This is a genomic window from Actinoplanes sp. NPDC051494, from assembly GCF_044454705.1.
Lineage (GTDB): Bacteria > Actinomycetota > Actinomycetes > Mycobacteriales > Micromonosporaceae > Actinoplanes.
Genome location: NZ_JBITDZ010000013.1, coordinates 220,821 through 238,640, shown reverse-complemented (window position 1 = coordinate 238,640; position 17,820 = coordinate 220,821). Strand labels below are relative to the sequence as shown.

The following is a 17,820-nucleotide window of genomic DNA, read 5'->3' as shown; positions in this document are numbered from 1 at the left end:
ACCCGGCCCGCCCAATCAGGGAAACGGCCACCCCGGCCCCCGCCCCCCCCGCCCCCCCCCCCCCCCCCCCCCCCCCCCCCCCCCCCCCCCCCCCCCCCCCCCCCCCCCCCCCCCCCCCCCCCCCCCCCCCCCCCGCTTCTTTGTGGGATCAGACGGTCGCGAGGGCCTGGGTCGGGGTGAGGCGGGCCGCCCGGACGCAGGGGTAGACGCCGGCCAGGACGCCGATGACGACCGCGCCACCGACGCCGAGGGCGGCCGATTCGGCGGGGATCACGATGGGCCAGCGTTGCCAGGTGGCCCAGCCGATGGTGGCGAGCAGGCCGAGGGTCGTGCCGGTCACGCCGCCGATGGTGGCCAGGACGACCGATTCGGTGAGGAACTGGCCGCGGATCTGGCCGCGGGTGGCGCCGAGCGCGCGGCGCAGGCCGATCTCGGAGCGGCGTTCCAGGACGGACACGACCATGGTGTTGGCCACCCCGATCCCGCCGACGACGAGGGCGACCGCGGCCAGGGCGAGGAAGAGTACGGAAAAGCTGTCCTGGGTGGCCCGTTTGGCGGCGAGCGCGTCCGAGGGGCGGGTGACCACGACCTGGCCGGGGCGTTCGGGGGAGATGGTCTCGGCCAGGACCCCGCGGACCGCCTCGAGCTGGGTCTCGTCGCTCTGCACGTACAGGACGCTCGGGTGGCCGTCGAAGCGCAGCTGGGTGCGGGCGGCCTCCCAGCCGACCAGCACCGAGCGGTCGATGTCCGGGGACAGCGGGGTGGTGGCCAGGACGCCGATGACGGTGAACTCGCGGTCCGCGATCATCACCTGGGGCGCGGGCCGGCCCGGGGGCAGGTCGGTGATGCCGAGCCGGGTGGCCGCCACCGAGCCGAGCACGACCGTGGGGAACGCGGCGGTGGCCGGGCTCAGCCAGGTCCCGGACCGGATCCGGGCGTTGATGGTGGCCGGCAGGTCCAGGTGACTCGCGAGCACCGTCAGGCCACCGCCGCTGCTCGGGTCGGCGCGGTCGTTACGGCGTACGAGAGTGTGGGTGTTGCCGACCGCGCTGACCGCGGTGACCGGGCCGATCCGCTTGACCATCCCCACCGCTGATTGTGGCAGCTGGGCCGGTGGGTCCTGGTTCTGGAGCGCGGTGGCCTGCAGGGTGTTGGTGCCGAGCGCGGTGAGCGTGTCGAGCAGCGCGGCCTGGCTGGACGCCGGGATGCCGGTCACCACGACCATGGTGGCGATGCCGACCGCGATGCCCAGCGCGGACAGCACCGCGCGGGCCGGGCGGGTGCGCAGGCCCAGCAGCCCGAGGCCGAGCAGGTCCAGCGGGGCGAGCCGCACCGGCCGGATCATCGGGTCCCCGCCGGCGCCTCGTCGCGGACCAGGCGGCCGTCGCGGATCTCGATCCGGCGGGGCAGGGCGGCCGCGATGTCCCGGTCGTGGGTGATCAGCACGATGGTGGTGCCTTCCTCGTTGAGCCGGCGCAGCAGGGCGAGCACGGTCCGCCCGGTGGCGGTGTCCAGGGCGCCGGTGGGTTCGTCGGCGAGCACCAGCGACGGCCGGTTGACCAGTGCGCGGGCGATGGCGACGCGTTGTTTCTCGCCGCCGGACAGTTCCCGGGGGCGGTGCCCGGCCCGGTGGGCCAGTCCGACCCGGGCCAGGGCGTCGCGGGCCAGTCCCGGTCGCTTCCGGCGGGGGATGCCGGCGTACAGCAGGCCGGTGGCGACGTTGTCGGTGGCGCTGAGACCATCGGCGAGGTGGAACTGCTGGAACACGAAGCCGATCTCGCGGGCCCGCAGCGCGGACAGGTGGCGGTCGCCGAGCTTCGCGACGTCCTGGCCGGACAGGTGCACGGTGCCGGAGGTGGGACGGTCCAGCGTGCCGATGATGTTGAGCAGTGTCGACTTGCCGGAACCGGACGGCCCGACGATCGCCACGAGCTCCCCGGCGGCGATGTCGAGTGTGGCGCCGGCCAGAGCGGCCACCCCGCCGGGGTAGACCATGCCGACGTCGCGCAGGCTGAGGACGCTCACGAGGAGACCACCACGTCGGTGCCCTCGGCGAGCCCGTCGCCCTCGATCTCCACCCAGCCGTCGGCGAACATGCCGGTGCGCACGGCGGTCAGCCCGGCCGGTGTCTGCACGGCGTAGCCGCCCTCGGTGAGCGCGACGAGGGCCTCGATCGGCGCGGCCAGCACGTCTTTCGCGGTCCGGCCGGCGAAGTTCACGTCGACGTCGGCCGCGTCGAGCCCGGCGATGTCCTTCGGTTCGTCGGCGGTGACGGTCACGGTCAGGGTCGGCGGCCCGGTGCCGGCACCGTCCTCACTCGTGGCGAGCTTGCGGCCGACGGACAGGACACGGGCTTTCACCGTACGGTCGTCGGGCAGCGCCACGGTGACCTTCGCGCCGCGTTTGATCGATCCGGCGTCGCTGAGTTCCGCGTTCAGGGTGATCACCTTGCGGGTGGGGGTGACCGCCATCAGGTCGGCGTTCGCGGGCGAGCCGGGTTGCACGGCGACCGAGTCGACCCGGACGGCGCCGCTGAGCACCTCGACGTCCCCGACCGCGATGGTGCCGGTGGCCGGCAATCCGGTGTCGTCCTGCCAGCGCTTGATCGCCGCGACGAGCGAGGCGGTGAGCACGCCTTCGCCGTCGCGGACCCGTACCTGCACCGTGGTGGGTGCGGCGCCGGGCGGCGAGCTGCTCGGGGAGGGGTCGGGTGGGGGTGCGCCGGGCTTGTTCTGCGTGACGTACGAACCCTCCCAGGGCTGGCTGCCGATCGCGTAGCCGAGCGCGGTCAGGTTGTCGGCGATGATCCGGACGTCCCGGCCGACGAGGTTCTTGCCGGAGATCTCCCGGTACATGGGCATCGACCCGTAGAACAGCGTCACCGGCCGGTCGTCCGCCCGGAACAGCTGTTTGCCGCGTTTGATCGTGGCGCCGGCGGCCGGCAGCCAGGTCACCGTCGCGTCGAGGTGCCCGGCCAGCGGTCGCGGCGCGCCGTACCCGATGCTTCCCGCAATTTTCTTCGTGGTGGAGAGGTCCCGCCGTTCCAGCTGTGCGGTGGCGACCGGGGGTGGCCCCTCCGGCTGGGGAGCGCCGGCGGCCCGGTGCCGGGTCACCGCGACCGTGGCACCCGCCCCCAGCGCCGCGACGACGAGGCCCGCGACCAGCCAGCGGAGCGTCCGGCGCCGCCGCGGGGGTGGCTCGGTGATCCTCGGGATGATCTCGGTGGCGGCTTCAGGCGTAGCAGGCATGCCGACGAGACTGACCGGAACTCGTTAGAAAGCTGTCAGGTATCGCCGGGAACGATCTTTCACGTGCGGGGCGGACCTATCATCCCGGTCATGTGTGCACAGGTCCTGGTCGCCGACGACGATCCCCGGCAGGCCGAGGTGGTGCGCCGCTATCTGACCGCGGAGGGCCACGAGGCGGTCGTGGTGCACGACGGGCGGGCCGCGCTGGAGCAGGCCCGCCGGCTGCGCCCCGACCTGGTGGTGCTGGACGTGATGATGCCGGGGCTGGACGGCCTGCACGTGTGCCGCACGCTGCGCGCGGAGTCCGACGTGCTGGTGCTGATGCTGACCGCCCGGACCGGCGAGGACGACCTGCTGCTGGGGCTGGAGCTGGGCGCGGACGACTACCTGACGAAGCCGTACAGTCCGCGGGAGCTGATGGCCCGGGTCCGTACCCTGCTGCGCCGGGCCTCGCGGGGTGCCCCGGAACCGGCGGTGGTGGGGGTGCGGCGGATCGGCCGGATCGGGATCGACGCGGCGCGGCACCTGGTGAGCGTCGACGATGTCCCGGTCGAGTTCACCCGGGGTGAGTTCGCGATCCTGGCCGCCATGGCCGAGCAGCCCGAGCGGGTGTTCACCCGGGCGCAGCTGCTGCACCACACCCGGGGGATCGACCGCAGTTCCACCGAGCGGACCATCGACGTGCACGTGATGAACCTGCGCCGCAAGGTCGAGGCCGATCCGCAGCGGCCCACGCAGCTGCTCACCGTGTTCGGCGTCGGCTACCGGCTCACCGCGGGCGCGGCGTGAGGCGCAACCGGGTGCCGTTGCGGCACAGCCTGGTGACCCGGCTGCTGGTCACGTCGGTGCTGATCGCGGTCGCGGCGATCGCCGCGACCGCCTGGCTGGCCACCACCACGGCCACCCGGGCGATCACCGAGGAGCGGGGCCGGTCGCTGACCGAGGACAAGGGCGTCTACGACATGCTGATCGGGTACGCGGCGACGCACCCGGACTGGTCCGGGGCCCCGGCCCTGATCGAGCAGCGGGCCGCGAAGCTGGGCCGCCGGATCACGCTGATGACCGCGGACCGGGCGGTCATCGCCGACTCGGGGCCCGGCCCCTCGCTGCTGGCCGCCCGGCCGTCGGCGGTGGTGGACCCGGTCGCGCTGGATCTGGGGCTGACCGGGGGCACCGAGCGCATCGATGCCCGCGCGACCGGGCCGTTCCGGCTCGCCACCGCCGACCGTGACCATCTGGACAAGATGGCCTCCGACGCGCTGGTCTGCCTGCAGCGCGGCGGAGTCGCCGTGAAGGTCGAGCGGCTGCCGAGCGGGCGCCCGACCCTGGTGCTGGCCGCGCCCTACACGGACAGCGCCGGCTGTGGGCAGGAGCTGGCCGACGCCGTCACCAAGTCCGAGGACAAGGCGCTGCGGTCGTTGTCCCGGCTGACCACCGACTGTCTCGGGCTGACCGATCAGGGCATGGAGATGACGGTCCGGCCCGACTTCACCACGTACACGACGAAGACCCCGTACGACCGCAAGCTCGTCACGCCGACGACGGCCACCGGCGAACGGGACTCCGCCCGCACCCGGGGCTGTGTGGAGAAGTCGCGCAAGACGCTGCTGCGGTCGTACGTCGCACCGCCCGCACTGCTGTTCGTCACCGACCCGGACACCGGCGCCGACCAGACCACGTTCACGCTGTCCGGCGAGAACCGCACCCGGGTCGTCACGACCACCGGGGCCGTGCTGCTGGCCACGATCCTGGTCACGGTGCTGGCCGGGCGCCGGCTGGTCCGCCCGCTGCGGGCCCTGACCGAGGCCGCCGACCTGCACACGCCCGCCCCGGTGTCGACCCGCGACGAGATCGGCCGGCTGGCCCGGGCGCTCAACGACTCGGCCCAGCGCCGGGAACGGGCCGAGGACCAGCGCCGGGCCATGGTCAGCGACGTGGCGCACGAGCTGCGGACCCCGCTGACCAACATCCGCAGCTGGCTGGAGGCCGCGCAGGACGACCTGGCCCCGACCGACGCGCAGCTGCTCAGCCTGCTGCACGAGGAGGCGGTGCTGCTGCAGCACATCATCGACGACCTGAGCGATCTGGCGGCGGCGGACGCGGGGACGTTGCGGGTGCACCCGGAGCCGACCCCGGTCCGGGACGTGCTTGCCCAGGTCGTCGACAGCCATCTGGCCCCGGCGTACGCGGCCGGGGTGCGGCTGACCATGGAGGTGCACGGCGATCCGGTGCTTTCGGCCGACGCGGTGCGCCTGCGCCAGCTGATCGGCAACCTGCTGTCGAACGCCATCCGGCACACCCCGGCCGGCGGGTCGGTCACCGTCGGTGCTCAGGACGACCGGATCACCGTACGGGACACCGGCATCGGGATCGCCGCGGAGAACCTGCCGAAGGTGTTCGACCGGTTCTGGCGCGCGGACGGCTCCCGCAGCCGGGCGACCGGCGGCAGCGGCCTCGGCCTGTCGATCGCCCGCAAGATCGCCGAGGCGCACGGCGGGACCATCGAGGTGGAGAGTCAGCTGGGCGCGGGCACGGTGTTCACGGTGTGCCTTCCCGGATGAGCCGTTGCATGGCGTCGATCTCGGCGGTCTGCTCGTTGATGACGTGCTTGGCCACGCCGTGCAGGTAGGCGTTGGCGCCACCGGTGTCCAGCAGCGACCGTGCCATCAGCACGGCCCCGCGGTGATGCTCGGTCATCTGCTCCAGGAACAGCGGGCCCGCCGCGGGGAACGCCGCGGTGTCGAGCTGCCGTAGCTGCTCCTCGGTCAGCATGCCGTGATCGGTGTGGGCGCCCGCCTCGGCCCCGGGGAGTCCCCACGCGGTGAGCCACCCGTTCATCTCGTCGATCTCGCGTTGCTGGTCGTGGGCGATGAAGTCGGCGATCAGGCGCAGCCGTTCCGGCACACCCGGCTTGGCGACCAGGGCCCTGCTCATGCGTACGGCCTGCTCGTGGTGCAGGACCATCATCTGCGCGAACAGCACGTCGGTGCCGCGCGGCTGCGAGGCCACCGCCGCCGCCACCGGACGCGGCTCTGTGCTCCCGGGCTCGGCTGCTTCATGGCGGTTGAGGGTCAGGACCGCGGTGGCGGTCACCGCCAGGACGGCGATCGCGGCGTACCGGCGTACCTGCATGGGGTGGTGTCCTCCGGGAGGAACGGCCCGGCGCGGGTGATCGCGCCGGGCCGGCACGGGTGTCAGCTGGGGCGGCCGTTGGCCGTGGTGCGGCCGTCCGGGGTGAGCGGGTTCATCCCGATGACGTCGCGGGGGACCAGGTCGAAGCCCTGCCAGTGCATCGGCATGGGGCTCTGGTCCTCGTCGCGGGGCACGTGGTGGAAGCCGACCCGGACCCACATGACCGGGTCCTTCAGCTTCTCCTTGTCCCGGGCGAAGTCGATGATCGTCTTCTTGGTGGCGCACTGCGGATCGGCGTTGCCGCTCGCGTACTTCTCGCAGGCGTGCTTCTGCGTGAACGTCACGTCCGGGGTGGTCTCCGGGTGGCTCTCGTACTTGTCGTCGGCGCCGGTGACCAGTTCGTACGAGCGCTTGTGCCCGTCGGCGTTCTTGCTCGTGTCACTGACGACGCGCCACCAGCGGCGGTTCACCTTGCTGAACGAGCCCTCCTTGGCGATGGCCGTCCGGGTGGTCTTGAGCTTGGCGGTCATCGAGCCGCGGCCGTCGGGCTTGGTGTCGAACTGCTCGACCTTGTCCTTGCCCGCGCCGCCGAGGTTGAAGTCCACCCGCCAGAACGCGCTGTGGTAGTGCATCGCGGCGTAGTCGCGGGCACCCTTGCCGACCGGCCAGCCCCGGGCGGAGCTGACGTAGTCGTACGGGGAGAGGTCACCGGTCGCGCCGAGCCGGGCCGAGATCTGCCCGTCGTCGTGCAGGCGGTACTCGGTCACGTACTCGTACCAGCCGACCTTGCTGATCGAGCGCAGCACCAGGTCGTGGCCCTGCTTGGAGTACACCTTGTCGCGGCCCTGGTCGTCGTAGTCGTGCGAGCGGTACGCCAGGCCGCTCGGCTCCGCGCTGACGCACAGCACCTTGCGCCGGGTGGGCGAGGCACCGCCGTCGGAGCCGACCCGCGCCGAGCCGCCCTTGCAGTCGTCGCCGGTCAGCGTCTCGAGGTACTCGCCGCCGAAGCCGTAGTCGGTGATGTCGTTGTACTCGGTCTCGCCCGAGTCGTACGGGACGTTGAGCTGGGCCAGCCGCAGCGAGTCGAGGATCTGGACCCGCTGCGGGTAGCGCTTGTAGGAGACCGCGACCTTCTCCAGCACGAGCCCGGCCTGTGCCTGCATGCGCCAGCACAGCTGCCAGGTGGTGCCGTTGGGCAGGGTTTCCTTGACCAGGGTGGAGTTGGTGCACGTCGCGGCGGCGGCGGGTGCCTGGGCCTGAGCGGGGGTCGCGGCGAAGCCGAGCCCGGCCACGACCAGGAGCGCGCCCGCGGCGGCAATGGTGCGATGTGTCATGCGGTGGGTGCCCCTAGGCCAGGCGGGCGACGGTGCGCCCGGAGAGGTCGATGACGATGTCGTTCACGTCGATGAACGTGCCCTCGGCGGTCTGTACGACGAGCTGCAGGCAGCGGTGCTTGCCGCACTGCTTCGTGCCGGTGTCGGCGGGCCGCGCCTGGTACAGGTGCGCGGTGACGCTCAGATCGGCCTTACCGGTCAGATCGCGGCCGGTCGCCGACCGGTACGCGGTCTTCAGCTCGGCGGACAGCGGGTGGGCGAGCAGCAGGTCGAGGGCGCTCGCCACCTCGCGGTCCGCGGCCGGCAGCTGCATACCCGGGGCGGCGTACGACCCGGTGACCTTGCCCGCGCCGAGGTCCACGACCTGTTTGACGAGCTTGTCGGTCTTGTAGTCGTAGAAGTAGACGTCGGCGCCCCGGACCGCGCTCTCCTCGGTCAGCTGGGCCGAGAGGTACTCCGGCCCGGCGGCGCCGGTGACGTCCCGCGCCTGGCGGGCGAGCTGCGGGGTCAGCGCCACCGCGCGCGCCCGGCCGACCTCGTCGCCGGTCAGCGGATCCACGCCGGTCCCGGCGGCGGCCTCCGGCAGCGGGCTCGGGTCGGACACCCGGGCGGTGTCGGCGGCCACCCCGGACGGGGTGCCGGGCGTGGGCGACGGTGCGGCCTGGGCCTGCCAGGAGGCGGCCCCGAAGGCGGTGACCGCGGAGATCGTGGCGATCCCCAGGCCCCAGCCCCATGTTCTGCGACGATCCACGTGCGGTGTCCCCTCTCAACGCGACTTGCATCGATCGGGTCGAGAGTGGCGGTTCGCCTGTGCACTGGCTGTGAAGCCGGACTTCATCGATGTCTAAGCAGGGCCCTGGTCGACGACGGTGAAGGTGGTCATCCCGCTGCCCCGGGTGGGCTCGACGAGGAACGCCGCGAGGTCGTAACTCCAGCGCACGTCGCCGTGGCGGGCGTTGGTGAGGACGTACGTGCCGGCTCCGGCCGCGGTCAGCACGAACGTGCTCTCGGTCAGATCGGAGCAGGATCCGAGCGCCAGCGACGTCGTGCGCACCACCAGGCACTGGCCGGTCGTCGTCAGCTGGTACGCCGTGCCGTGGGAGGCGAGGACGAACTCGAGGGGAGCGACCTTGTCCGACAGTGAGACGGACCCGCCCGTCCCCCGGACCATCTCCCGTTCGGTGCCGGTCAGCCGCAGCGTGATCCGCCGCCGGTCGCTGAGCCCGCCGGTGGCGGCCTCGCTCGTCGCGCTGAACGGCGTGGCCCCGGCCCCGGCCGCGGCCTGCGGTGACCGGGTCCTGGTGCTGAGCCCGATCACGACGGCGACGGTCGCCACGAGGACCACCGCCGCGGCGGCGGCCACCTGGGCGTGGCGCAGCACACCCAGCCACTTCATCGGGGTCCGCTCGCGCCGGGCCGGGGGCTCGACGCTCATCGGGATGGGCACCGGCCGGGGCGCCGGGCGGGGACTGCCCGCCGCGGCCTCCACGATCTCGCGCAGGAACGGGGCGGCCCGGCGGTCCGGAGCCGATCGGTCCGGGACCGGCCGGCCCGGGCCCGAGGGGGCGGTGGCCAGGAGCCGGTCGAGCAGCTCCCGGCTCGTCGGACGGTCCCGGGGGTCCTTCGCCAGGGCCAGCTCCACGAGCCCGCGCAACGGCTCGGCCAGGTCGAACAGCTCCGGCGGCTGGGTGAGGATGCGCATCGCGGTGGCCGGCCCCGAGTCGGCGCCGAACGGGGTGCGCCCGGTGCCCGCGAACGCGACCACCGCCCCCCAGGAGAAGATGTCGGCGGCGGTGCCGACCCGGGAGCTCGCCTCGTGGTCGAAGCGCTCCGGTGCCATGTACGCCAGCGTGCCGACCATCTGGTTGGTCCGGGTCAGGTGGCTGGTGGGTTCGAGCGCCCGCGCGATACCGAAGTCGATGACCTTGATGCCGCCGATGCCGAACAGCACGTTGCCGGGCTTGAGGTCGCGGTGGATCACCCCGGCGCCGTGGATCGCGGAGAGCGCGGTCGCGATGCCCACCGCCACGCTGTGCAGGTTGGTGCGGCTCAGCGGGCCGGGGCGTTTCACCACCTCGTCCAGGCTGGGCCCGTCGATGTACTCGACCACGAGATAGGGCGGATCGTGGTACGGGTCGGCGTCGAGGACCTCGGCGGTGCAGAACGGCGGCACCTGGCGGGCCCGGGTGACCTCGCTGCGGAACCGGCGCCGGAACTGCTCGTCCAGCATCAGGTCGGACCGGACGATCTTGACGGCCACGCGTTCGCCGTCCGGGCCGGTGGCGAGATACACCGTGCCCATGCCGCCCTGCCCGAGACGGCCGATCAGATTGTACGGGCCGACCCGGTCGAGGTCACCGGGCCGGAGGCGGGAGCCCATGTCAGACTCGCGCATCGGGCCTCGCCTTCGGTCGAAGATCACGTCTTTGTGGAGCGAGACGGACCCTACCTCAGGAAAGCGACATCACTGCCGCCCGTAACCCGTTGGAAATAGCTACCGGTGAGTATGGCGCGGCGGTTATTTCTGTTAATTCCGCGTCGTATTCGGGCGGCCCTGCTCACGATGCCTGACGCAGGCCGAAAGAGCTGTCCGCGACAAATTTGTCCGACTCGTCGGGCTTGTCGATGTACAGCTCGGTGCCCCGCCGGTGGATGACATGATCCAGGTAGTTCTTGGACCGCAACCGCACGGTGCCGGCCTTGAGCCCGGCGACCTTGCAGAATGTGGCGTCCAGCCGGAACAGGTCCGAATCGTCCTGCGCGTCGAAACGAAGACGGTAGTCGAAATGGCGCAGGTACTTGTCGTCGTCGTTCCGGAACGAGAAACACGATTCGTCGGCGAGACCCGCGACCACGGTCAATGCGGCCTTGGTGCCGCTCAACGCGGCGAATTCGCCGTCCGCGGTCAGGAAGGTGCGCTGGTCACCGAGCGGGGAGACGAACCACGAGCCGGCGGCGAGCTCGGCCGGGGGAGCACCGGTCGCGGTGGCCGACGCGGTGGCGGAGGCCGGGGCGCTCGCCGTCGCGCTGACCCGGGCCGGCTCGTCGGCACCGCTGCGCCAGATCACGTACGCCAGCACCATGACGGCGATGATCGCCAGGCTGACGCCGGCGGTGACCGCGGGATGCGTCCGGGTCAGCAGTCCCGGCCGGGGCTCCCGCGCGTCGACGCCGCCCCGGCCGTATACGGTGCCGCCGGGCTGCGACGGTCCGGGAGTCTTGTCGATCATTTGGTACGTCCTCTCCTGATACGGCCGGATCGGGAGATTACGCGCCCCGGGCACTCCCGATCCAATCCGTCCCAGCCGGACCGGGGGCAGGCTCGCCCACCGGCGGCCGAGGACCCCGGTGTCGCCGGCGTGGGTGAGCGCGACCATGATCGCGGCGAGCGCGTAGACGACGTGGTGGTCGACGAGGGGGTTGGACGAGCCGCCCGGTTCGCCGGCGGCGGTGTGCTGGGCGAGCGGGAACTCGGCGGTTGTCCCCGACCTGCTGCGTACGCTCGCCGAGCCCGACCTCGCCGGGCTGGACGCGTGGTGGCGTGCCGCCAACTACCTGACCATCGGGCAGATCTACCTGCGCGACAACCCCTTGCTGCGCCGGGAGCTGACCGCCGCGGACATCAAGCCGCGGCCGCTCGGGCGCTGGGGTACCTACAGCGAGGTCTGTCCGCTGGTCAGCCGGGACGAGGCCGGCCTGCTGCGGCTGTTCCAGCAGTTCAGCGCGCCCGGCGGCATCCCGGGCCACGTCTCGGTGACCACCCCCGGCTCGATCCACGAGGGCGGTGAGCTGGGGTACGTGCTGGTCCACGCGATCGGCGCGGTCATGGACAACCCGGATCTGCTCGCGATCGCCGTGGTCGGTGACGGGGAGGCCGAGACCGGGCCGCTGGAGGGCTCCTGGAAGGGCGTTACCTTCATCAACCCGGAGCGCGACGGTGCCGTGCTGCCTCAACGGTGCCAAGATCGCCGGGCCGGTCCCGCTCTCCGGTGTGCGCGACAACCCGGAGCACCTGGCGCTGCTGGAGACGTGGCTGCGGTCGTACCGTCCGGAGGAGCTCTTCGACGAGCACCACCAGCTGGTGCACGGCCGGCCGGACGCCGACCTGTTCCGGGTGCGCGGCTTCATCGAACAGGGCACCACCACGACCCCGTTCGACAGGACCGTGCGCAACAGGGCGTCGCGGTACCACCTGGTGATGGACGCGATCAACGCGCGGGGCCACCGAGCTCAAGGCCGGGTGCGCAGCCCAGCTCGCCCGGCACGCGGACTACGTGGTGGAGCCGGGATTGGTCGCTCACTTCTCGATGAGGCGCCCGTCCGTCTCGTGATACTCGGCTCCGGTCTCCGGGCACACCCAGAGGCCGGCGCCCGCGGCGCGTAATGGATGACCGGCGCGGCCGACCCAGCCGACGCGGCGGGCCGGGACGCCGACGACAAGGGCGAAATCGGGTACGTCCTTGGTGACCACCGCGCCGGCGGCGACCAGCGCCCACCGGCCGATCGTCACCGGGGCGACGCAGACCGCGCGGGCGCCGACCGACGCGCCCTCGTGCACGACCACCGCGACCGCGGTCCAGTCGGCGCCGGACTTGAGCCGCCCGTCCGCGGTGACCGCGCGCGGGAACTCGTCGTTGGTCAGCACCGCGGCCGGGCCGATGAAGACACCGTCGCCGAGCCGGGCCGGTTCGTAGACCAGCGCGTGGTTCTGCAGCTTGACGCGGTCACCGATGACGACACCGGGACCGACGTACGCACCGCGGCCCACGGTGCAGTCACGGCCGAGCGTGGCGTCCTCGCGGATCTGGGCGAGGTGCCAGACCCGGGAGCCCGCGCCGATCGTGGCACGCTCGTCGACATCCGCCGTCGCGGCGATGCCGACGGCCTCCTGAGGGGTTACGGCCTGGGGCATACCGGTCCTTCCGGGCGGGTGCGAAGACCCGGCAAGCGTAGTGCCATCGGGCGCCGATCTATGTCGGACAGCCGACCCAACGGTCCAATGTGACTGAAGGTCGGCGTGCGCGCTGACCGTGCGTCGGGACGGCGGCAACCGAACGTACTGGCTTGCCCTCCCGGCTCCGCCGGAATTCCGTCAGTCCCCTTCCGGTGAGCGCGACAGCATGGGTAGCTTGCCGTCGGGCCCAAGTCCACGGTCCTTCCTCCCGCCCGTTCTGTCCTCCGGCGGCGCTCTCCGATTTCTCCGACGAAACGGATACCTGTGACTACACCGTCCCCCGAACCGATCGGCGTCGCCGTTGTCGGCGCCGGTTACTGGGGCCCCAACCTGGTCCGTAACTTCCAGGCCTCGCCCGCGTTCCACCTCCGCCGGCTCTGCGACCTCGACGTCGACCGGGCGCGGAAGGTCCTCGGTGGATACTCGACCGTCCAGGTGTCGGCCGACCTCGACGAGGTGCTCGCCGACCCCGGGGTCACCGCGATCGCGATCGCCACCCCGGCCGGCACCCACCTGCCGGTCGCCATGGCCGCGCTGCGCGCCGGCAAGCACGTGCTCGTCGAGAAGCCGCTCGCCGCCACCTACGAAGAGGGCCTGCGCCTCGTCGAGGAGGCCGACGCGCGCGGCCTGACGCTGATGTGCGACCACACCTACTGCTACACCCCGGCCGTGCTGCGCATCCGTGAGCTGCTGCGCGACGGCGAGCTGGGCGAGCTGCACTTCCTCGACTCGGTACGGATCAACCTCGGCCTGGTGCAGCGCGACATCGACGTGCTCTGGGACCTGGCGCCGCACGATCTGTCGATCCTGGACTTCGTTCTCCCGCCCGGCGTCCGCCCGGTCGCGGTCGCCGCCTACGGTGCGGACGGGATCGGGGCCGGCCGGGCCTGCGTGGCATACCTGACATTGCGGCTCAACACCGGCGCGATCGCGCACATCCACGTGAACTGGCTGTCGCCGGTCAAGATCCGCACCACGATCTTCGGCGGCTCCAAGCGGACGCTGGTGTGGGACGACCTCAACCCCAGCCAGCGGGTCGCCATCTACGACCGCGGCGTCGACGTGGCCTCGCCGGACGAGCTCGGCGACGAGCAGCGCCGCGACATGCTGGTGTCGTACCGCTCCGGCGACATGGTCGCGCCCGCGCTGACCGAGCGGGAGGCGCTGCGCACCATGGTGGACGAATACGCGCGGGCCATCACCACGGGCACCCCCGCGCTCACCGACGGCCGTTCCGGCCTGCGCGTGCTCGGCATCCTGCAGGCCGCCTCACGCAGCCTCGCCGAGGGCGGCACCATGATCTCCATCGATGAAGGGCACACGGCGTGACGGGCGTACAGATCGAGGGCGCACGCGCCCTCGTCACCGGCGGGGCGGGCACCATCGGCTCGCACGTGGTCGACGAGCTCATCCGGGGCGGGGCCGCGGAGATCGTGGTCCTCGACAACTTCGTGCGGGGGCGCCGGGAGAACCTGGCCTGGGCCACCGCGAACGGGCCGGTGCGGCTGGTCGAGGGCGACATCCGCGACCGGGAGCTGGTCGGGGACGTGACCGCCGGCAAGGACCTGGTCTTCCACCTCGCCGCGATCCGCATCACCCAGTGCGCGGAGGAGCCCCGGCTGGCCAACGAGGTGCTGGTCGACGGCACGTTCAACGTCGTGGAGGCGGCCGCCGCACAGGGCGTCAAGAAGCTCGTCGCGTCGTCGTCGGCGTCGGTGTACGGGCTCGCCGAGGAGTTCCCCACCACGGAACGCCATCACCCGTACAACAACGACACGTTCTACGGCGCGGCGAAGGCGTTCAACGAGGCCACGCTACGCAGCTTCCACAGCATGTCCGGGCTGGACTACGTCGCCCTGCGCTACTTCAACGTGTACGGCCCCCGGATGGACATCTTCGGCCTGTACACCGAGGTGCTGATCCGCTGGATGGAACGCATCGAGAAGGGCGACCCGCCGCTGATCCTCGGCGACGGGCTGCAGACCATGGACTTCGTGCACGTCGCCGACATCGCCCGGGCCAACATCCTCGCGGCCCGCGCGGACGTCACCGACGACGTGTTCAACATCGCCAGCGGCACCGAGACCAGCCTCAAGGAACTCGCGCAGGCGCTGACCCACGTCATGAAGGCCGACCTCGCCCCGGAGCACGGCCCGGCCCGCGCGGTCAATGGCGTCACCCGGCGCCTGGCGAGCACCGGCGCCGCCGCGGACAAGCTCGGCTTCCGGGCCGAGATCGGGCTGCACGAGGGCCTGCAGGGCCTCGTCGAGTGGTGGAGGTCGTCGCGATGAGGAAGATCCCGGTGATGATCCCGATGCTGGGCGAGGAGGAGGCACAGGCCGCGGCCGAGGCGGTCCGCTCCGGCTGGGTCGCCCAGGGCCCCCGCGTGGCCCGGTTCGAGCAGGAGTTCGCGGCGACGGTCGGCGCCGGGCACGGGGTCGCGGTCAGCTCCTGCACCACCGCGCTGCACCTGGCGCTGGTGGTGCTGGGCGCCGGCCCCGGCGACGAGGTGATCGTGCCGTCGCTGTCGTTCATCGCGACCGCCAACGCCGTACGGTACGTCGGGGCGACCCCGGTCTTCGCCGACGTCGACCTCGCCACCGGCAACCTGACCGTCGAGACCGTCGACCAGGTCCGCACCGCCCGCACCCGGGCGGTCATCGCCGTGCACCAGGGTGGCGTGCCGTTCGACACCGCCGCGCTGCGCAAGGCGGCCGAGGGCTGGGACATCGCTCTCGTCGAGGACGCGGCCTGTGCGGCCGGGTCCACCGCGTACGGCCGGCCGGCCGGCGCCGGGGCCTCGATCGCCGCCTGGTCGTTCCACCCCCGGAAGGTCATCACGACCGGTGAGGGCGGCATGATCACCCTCGACGACGCGGACCGGGCCGCCCGCCTGCGCCGGCTGCGCGAGCACGGCATGAACGTCTCCGCCGCCGACCGGCACGCCAGCGCGCAGCCGGTGCTGGAGGCCTACCTGGAGACCGCCTACAACTACCGGATGACCGACATCCAGGCGGCGGTCGGTCTCGTGCAGCTCGGCCGGCTCGCCGGCCTGGTCGCGCAGCGCCGGGAGCTGGCCGCCCGCTACCAGGAGCTGCTCGCCGACATCGACGGCCTGGTCCCGGTCCGCGACCCGGCGTACGGCCAGAGCAACTTCCAGTCGTTCTGGGTGCTGCTGAACCCGGAGTTCGGCACCGGGCGCGACGACGCCCTGACCGAGCTGGCCGCCCAGGGGGTGTCCGCCCGGCGCGGCATCATGGCCTCGCACCTGGAACCCGCCTACGCCGGCGTCACCCACGGCCCGCTCCCGGTGACCGAGCGGCTGACCCACGACTCGCTGATCCTGCCGTTGCACCACGCCCTGACCCGGGACGACCAGGACCACATCGCGGACGTGCTGCGCGGTCTGGGCCGCCGGTGAACGACCTGATCATCGTCGGCGCCGGCGGTTTCGCCCGGGAGACGGCCGCCGCCGCGGTGGCGGCCGGCCGGCGGGTCCTGGGCTTCGCCGACGACGACCCGGCCCTGCACGGCACCGTCCGGTCCGGCCTGCCGATCCTGGGCGGCGTGGCCGAGGTGGTCGGCACGTACGACGCCGCCGTCGTGGTGTGCGTCGGCAACCCCCGTGACTACACCGCCCGCAAGAGGATCGTGGACCGGCTGGGCCTCACCCCGGACCGGTATGCCACGGTCATCCACCCGGCCGCCTCCCTCGGGTCCGGCAGCGTCGTGGGCCCGGGCAGCGTGCTGCTCGCGGGCACGGTGCTCACCGCCGACGTCGTCGTGGGCTCGCACGTCGCGGTCATGCCCCAGGCCGTGCTCACCCACGACGACCGGGTGCTGGACTACGCCACCATCGCCTCCGGGGTCCGCCTCGGCGGCGGTGCCGTCCTCGATACCGGCGCGTACGTCGGGTCCGGTGCCCTCATCCGTGAGGGCGTCACCGTCGGCGCCTGGTCGCTGGTCGGCATGGGCTCGGTGGTGCTGCGCGACATCCCGTCCGGTGAAGTCTGGGCCGGCAACCCGGCCCGTCTGTTGAGGAGTTCGAGCTCATGAACACCATCCCGCTCGTCGACCTGGCCGCCGCGCACGCGGAGGTGGCCGAGGAGGTCGAGACCGGTTTCAAGCGGATCATCGCCGGGACGGCCTTCATCGGCGGGGCCGAGGTGGCCGCGTTCGAGCAGGAGTACGCCGCGTTCTCCGGGCTGCCGCACTGCGTCGGCGTGGCCAACGGCACCGACGCCCTGGAGCTCGCGTTGCGGGCCGTCGGCGTGGGCCCCGGCACCGAGGTGATCCTGCCGGCCAACACGTTCATCGCCACGGCCGAGGCGGTCGCGCGTACCGGCGCCCGGGTGGTGCTGGTCGACTGCGATCCGCGTACCTATCTCATCGATGTCGACGCCGCGCTCGCCGCGATCACCCCCGCCACCCGGGCGATCGCGCCGGTGCACCTGTACGGCCAGATGGCGCCGGTCGAGCTGCTGCGCGCCGGCGCCGGACCCGGTGTGGCCATCGTCGAGGACGCCGCCCAGTGCCAGGGCGCCACCCGGCACGGTCACGGGGCCGGCGCCGGCGGGATCGCCGCCACCAGCTTCTATCCGGGCAAGAACCTGGGTGCCTACGGTGACGCCGGGGCGGTGGTCACCGCCTCGGCGGAGCTGGCCACCACGGTACGGACTCTGGGCAGCCACGGTGGCCTGCGGAAGTACACCCACGACCTGGTCGGCATGAACAGCCGCCTCGACGGGTTGCAGGCCGCGGTGCTCCGGGCGAAGCTGGCCCGCCTGGCCGACGGCAACGAGCGCCGGCGGGCCGCCGCCGCCCGTTACGACGAGCTGCTGGCCGGGCTCGACGTGGTCCGCCCGGTGACCCTCGACGGCAACGTGCACGTGTGGCACATCTACTGCGTCCGGGTGGACCGCCGCGACGAGGTGCTCGCCGAGCTGAACGCCGCGGGCATCGGCGCGGCCATCCACTATCCGGTGCCGGTGCACCGTACGGGGGCGTTCGCCGCTCTGGGCGGGTCGTTCCCGAACGCCGAGGCCGTCGCACCGCGGATCCTGTCCCTGCCGATCTATCCGCAGATCACCCCGGAGCAGCAGGCCCGGGTGGTGTCGACCCTGGCCGCGGCGCTGCGATGACCACGGACCCG

General features: G+C 72.6%; 17 protein-coding genes and 1 pseudogene. 9 read left to right on the top strand and 9 right to left on the bottom strand.

The annotated features are described in order from the left end of the window. Positions 1–148: 148 nt before the first annotated feature. The 3 genes from ACIA6A_RS35370 to ACIA6A_RS35360 are packed head-to-tail and all read right to left on the bottom strand — an operon-like array spanning position 149 to position 3,248. Positions 149–1,345, bottom strand: coding sequence for an ABC transporter permease (locus tag ACIA6A_RS35370; protein ID WP_396102356.1), 1,197 nt, complete (start codon positions 1,343–1,345; stop codon positions 149–151). After that, entirely contained in the window at positions 1,342–1,995 is a 654-nt protein-coding gene (locus tag ACIA6A_RS35365; protein WP_396102401.1) for an ABC transporter ATP-binding protein, read from the bottom strand. The genes ACIA6A_RS35370 and ACIA6A_RS35365 overlap by 4 nt, the downstream gene beginning before the upstream one ends. A 26-nt stretch (positions 1,996–2,021) precedes the next feature. Then, on the bottom strand, positions 2,022–3,248 hold the full coding sequence (locus ACIA6A_RS35360; RefSeq protein WP_396102355.1) for an efflux RND transporter periplasmic adaptor subunit: 1,227 nt from the start codon (positions 3,246–3,248) through the stop codon (positions 2,022–2,024). A gap of 90 nt (positions 3,249–3,338) precedes the next feature. Here ACIA6A_RS35360 and ACIA6A_RS35355 point away from each other — a divergent pair, with 90 nt between their 5' ends. After that, a complete protein-coding gene (locus ACIA6A_RS35355) occupies positions 3,339–4,037 on the top strand; it encodes a response regulator (protein WP_396102354.1) in 699 nt (232 codons plus the stop codon). Further along, entirely contained in the window at positions 4,034–5,809 is a 1,776-nt protein-coding gene (locus ACIA6A_RS35350; protein WP_396102353.1) for a sensor histidine kinase, read from the top strand. Before ACIA6A_RS35355 ends, ACIA6A_RS35350 begins: the two co-directional genes overlap by 4 nt. Here the strand turns inward: ACIA6A_RS35350 and ACIA6A_RS35345 are convergent. The 5 genes from ACIA6A_RS35345 to ACIA6A_RS35325 all read right to left on the bottom strand — a co-directional run bounded on the left by ACIA6A_RS35345 (position 5,787) and on the right by ACIA6A_RS35325 (position 11,265). Next, entirely contained in the window at positions 5,787–6,380 is a 594-nt protein-coding gene (locus tag ACIA6A_RS35345) for a DUF305 domain-containing protein (protein ID WP_396102352.1), read from the bottom strand. The genes ACIA6A_RS35350 and ACIA6A_RS35345 overlap by 23 nt on opposite strands. A 62-nt stretch (positions 6,381–6,442) precedes the next feature. Then, positions 6,443–7,714: a primary-amine oxidase gene (locus tag ACIA6A_RS35340; protein WP_396102351.1), complete on the bottom strand. Its 1,272-nt coding sequence runs from the start codon at positions 7,712–7,714 to the stop codon at positions 6,443–6,445. Between the two features lie 13 nt (positions 7,715–7,727). Continuing rightward, positions 7,728–8,465, bottom strand: a complete 738-nt coding sequence (locus tag ACIA6A_RS35335; RefSeq protein WP_396102350.1) for a hypothetical protein — start codon at positions 8,463–8,465, stop codon at positions 7,728–7,730. 93 nt (positions 8,466–8,558) lie between these two features. Continuing rightward, positions 8,559–10,109 (bottom strand): serine/threonine protein kinase, encoded by a 1,551-nt coding sequence (locus ACIA6A_RS35330; RefSeq protein WP_396102349.1) that lies wholly within the window; start codon positions 10,107–10,109, stop codon positions 8,559–8,561. 163 nt (positions 10,110–10,272) lie between these two features. Continuing rightward, a complete protein-coding gene (locus ACIA6A_RS35325; RefSeq protein ID WP_396102348.1) occupies positions 10,273–11,265 on the bottom strand; it encodes an AbfB domain-containing protein in 993 nt (330 codons plus the stop codon). On the opposite strand from ACIA6A_RS35325, the pseudogene ACIA6A_RS35320 reads away from it, so the two are divergent. Both ACIA6A_RS35320 and ACIA6A_RS35315 read left to right on the top strand, forming a co-directional pair. Continuing rightward, positions 11,165–11,822: pseudogene (locus ACIA6A_RS35320) on the top strand (phosphoketolase); the annotation flags it as partial. The gene ACIA6A_RS35325 and the pseudogene ACIA6A_RS35320 overlap by 101 nt on opposite strands. Continuing rightward, positions 11,796–12,098, top strand: coding sequence for a hypothetical protein (locus tag ACIA6A_RS35315; protein WP_396102400.1), 303 nt, complete (start codon positions 11,796–11,798; stop codon positions 12,096–12,098). The pseudogene ACIA6A_RS35320 and the gene ACIA6A_RS35315, both read left to right, overlap by 27 nt. Here the strand turns inward: ACIA6A_RS35315 and ACIA6A_RS35310 are convergent. After that, positions 12,012–12,626, bottom strand: a complete 615-nt coding sequence (locus tag ACIA6A_RS35310) for an acyltransferase (protein WP_396102347.1) — start codon at positions 12,624–12,626, stop codon at positions 12,012–12,014. The genes ACIA6A_RS35315 and ACIA6A_RS35310 overlap by 87 nt on opposite strands. A gap of 306 nt (positions 12,627–12,932) precedes the next feature. Between ACIA6A_RS35310 and ACIA6A_RS35305 the strand changes: the two genes are divergently transcribed. From ACIA6A_RS35305 to ACIA6A_RS35285, 5 genes are read left to right on the top strand one after another with little or no spacing between them, the layout of a single operon-like run. Continuing rightward, a complete protein-coding gene (locus tag ACIA6A_RS35305) occupies positions 12,933–13,997 on the top strand; it encodes a Gfo/Idh/MocA family protein (RefSeq protein WP_396102346.1) in 1,065 nt (354 codons plus the stop codon). Beyond that, positions 13,994–14,959, top strand: a complete 966-nt coding sequence (locus tag ACIA6A_RS35300) for an NAD-dependent epimerase/dehydratase family protein (RefSeq protein ID WP_396102345.1) — start codon at positions 13,994–13,996, stop codon at positions 14,957–14,959. Before ACIA6A_RS35305 ends, ACIA6A_RS35300 begins: the two co-directional genes overlap by 4 nt. Next, on the top strand, positions 14,956–16,089 hold the full coding sequence (locus ACIA6A_RS35295) for a DegT/DnrJ/EryC1/StrS family aminotransferase (protein ID WP_396102344.1): 1,134 nt from the start codon (positions 14,956–14,958) through the stop codon (positions 16,087–16,089). Before ACIA6A_RS35300 ends, ACIA6A_RS35295 begins: the two co-directional genes overlap by 4 nt. Beyond that, positions 16,086–16,724 (top strand): NeuD/PglB/VioB family sugar acetyltransferase, encoded by a 639-nt coding sequence (locus tag ACIA6A_RS35290; RefSeq protein ID WP_396102343.1) that lies wholly within the window; start codon positions 16,086–16,088, stop codon positions 16,722–16,724. The genes ACIA6A_RS35295 and ACIA6A_RS35290 overlap by 4 nt, the downstream gene beginning before the upstream one ends. Next, entirely contained in the window at positions 16,721–17,809 is a 1,089-nt protein-coding gene (locus tag ACIA6A_RS35285; RefSeq protein WP_396102342.1) for a DegT/DnrJ/EryC1/StrS family aminotransferase, read from the top strand. The genes ACIA6A_RS35290 and ACIA6A_RS35285 overlap by 4 nt, the downstream gene beginning before the upstream one ends. Positions 17,810–17,820: the final 11 nt, after the last annotated feature.

Coding starts and splice junctions, on each gene's coding strand:
- ACIA6A_RS35310 (WP_396102347.1), bottom strand. CDS start 12,626: ATGCCCCAGGCCGTAACCCCTCAGGAGGCCGTCGGCATCGCCGCGACG.
- ACIA6A_RS35285 (WP_396102342.1), top strand. CDS start 16,721: ATGAACACCATCCCGCTCGTCGACCTGGCCGCCGCGCACGCGGAGGTG.
- ACIA6A_RS35370 (WP_396102356.1), bottom strand. CDS start 1,345: ATGATCCGGCCGGTGCGGCTCGCCCCGCTGGACCTGCTCGGCCTCGGG.
- ACIA6A_RS35345 (WP_396102352.1), bottom strand. CDS start 6,380: ATGCAGGTACGCCGGTACGCCGCGATCGCCGTCCTGGCGGTGACCGCC.
- ACIA6A_RS35330 (WP_396102349.1), bottom strand. CDS start 10,109: ATGCGCGAGTCTGACATGGGCTCCCGCCTCCGGCCCGGTGACCTCGAC.
- ACIA6A_RS35295 (WP_396102344.1), top strand. CDS start 14,956: ATGAGGAAGATCCCGGTGATGATCCCGATGCTGGGCGAGGAGGAGGCA.
- ACIA6A_RS35355 (WP_396102354.1), top strand. CDS start 3,339: ATGTGTGCACAGGTCCTGGTCGCCGACGACGATCCCCGGCAGGCCGAG.
- ACIA6A_RS35340 (WP_396102351.1), bottom strand. CDS start 7,714: ATGACACATCGCACCATTGCCGCCGCGGGCGCGCTCCTGGTCGTGGCC.
- ACIA6A_RS35360 (WP_396102355.1), bottom strand. CDS start 3,248: ATGCCTGCTACGCCTGAAGCCGCCACCGAGATCATCCCGAGGATCACC.
- ACIA6A_RS35365 (WP_396102401.1), bottom strand. CDS start 1,995: ATGGTCTACCCCGGCGGGGTGGCCGCTCTGGCCGGCGCCACACTCGAC.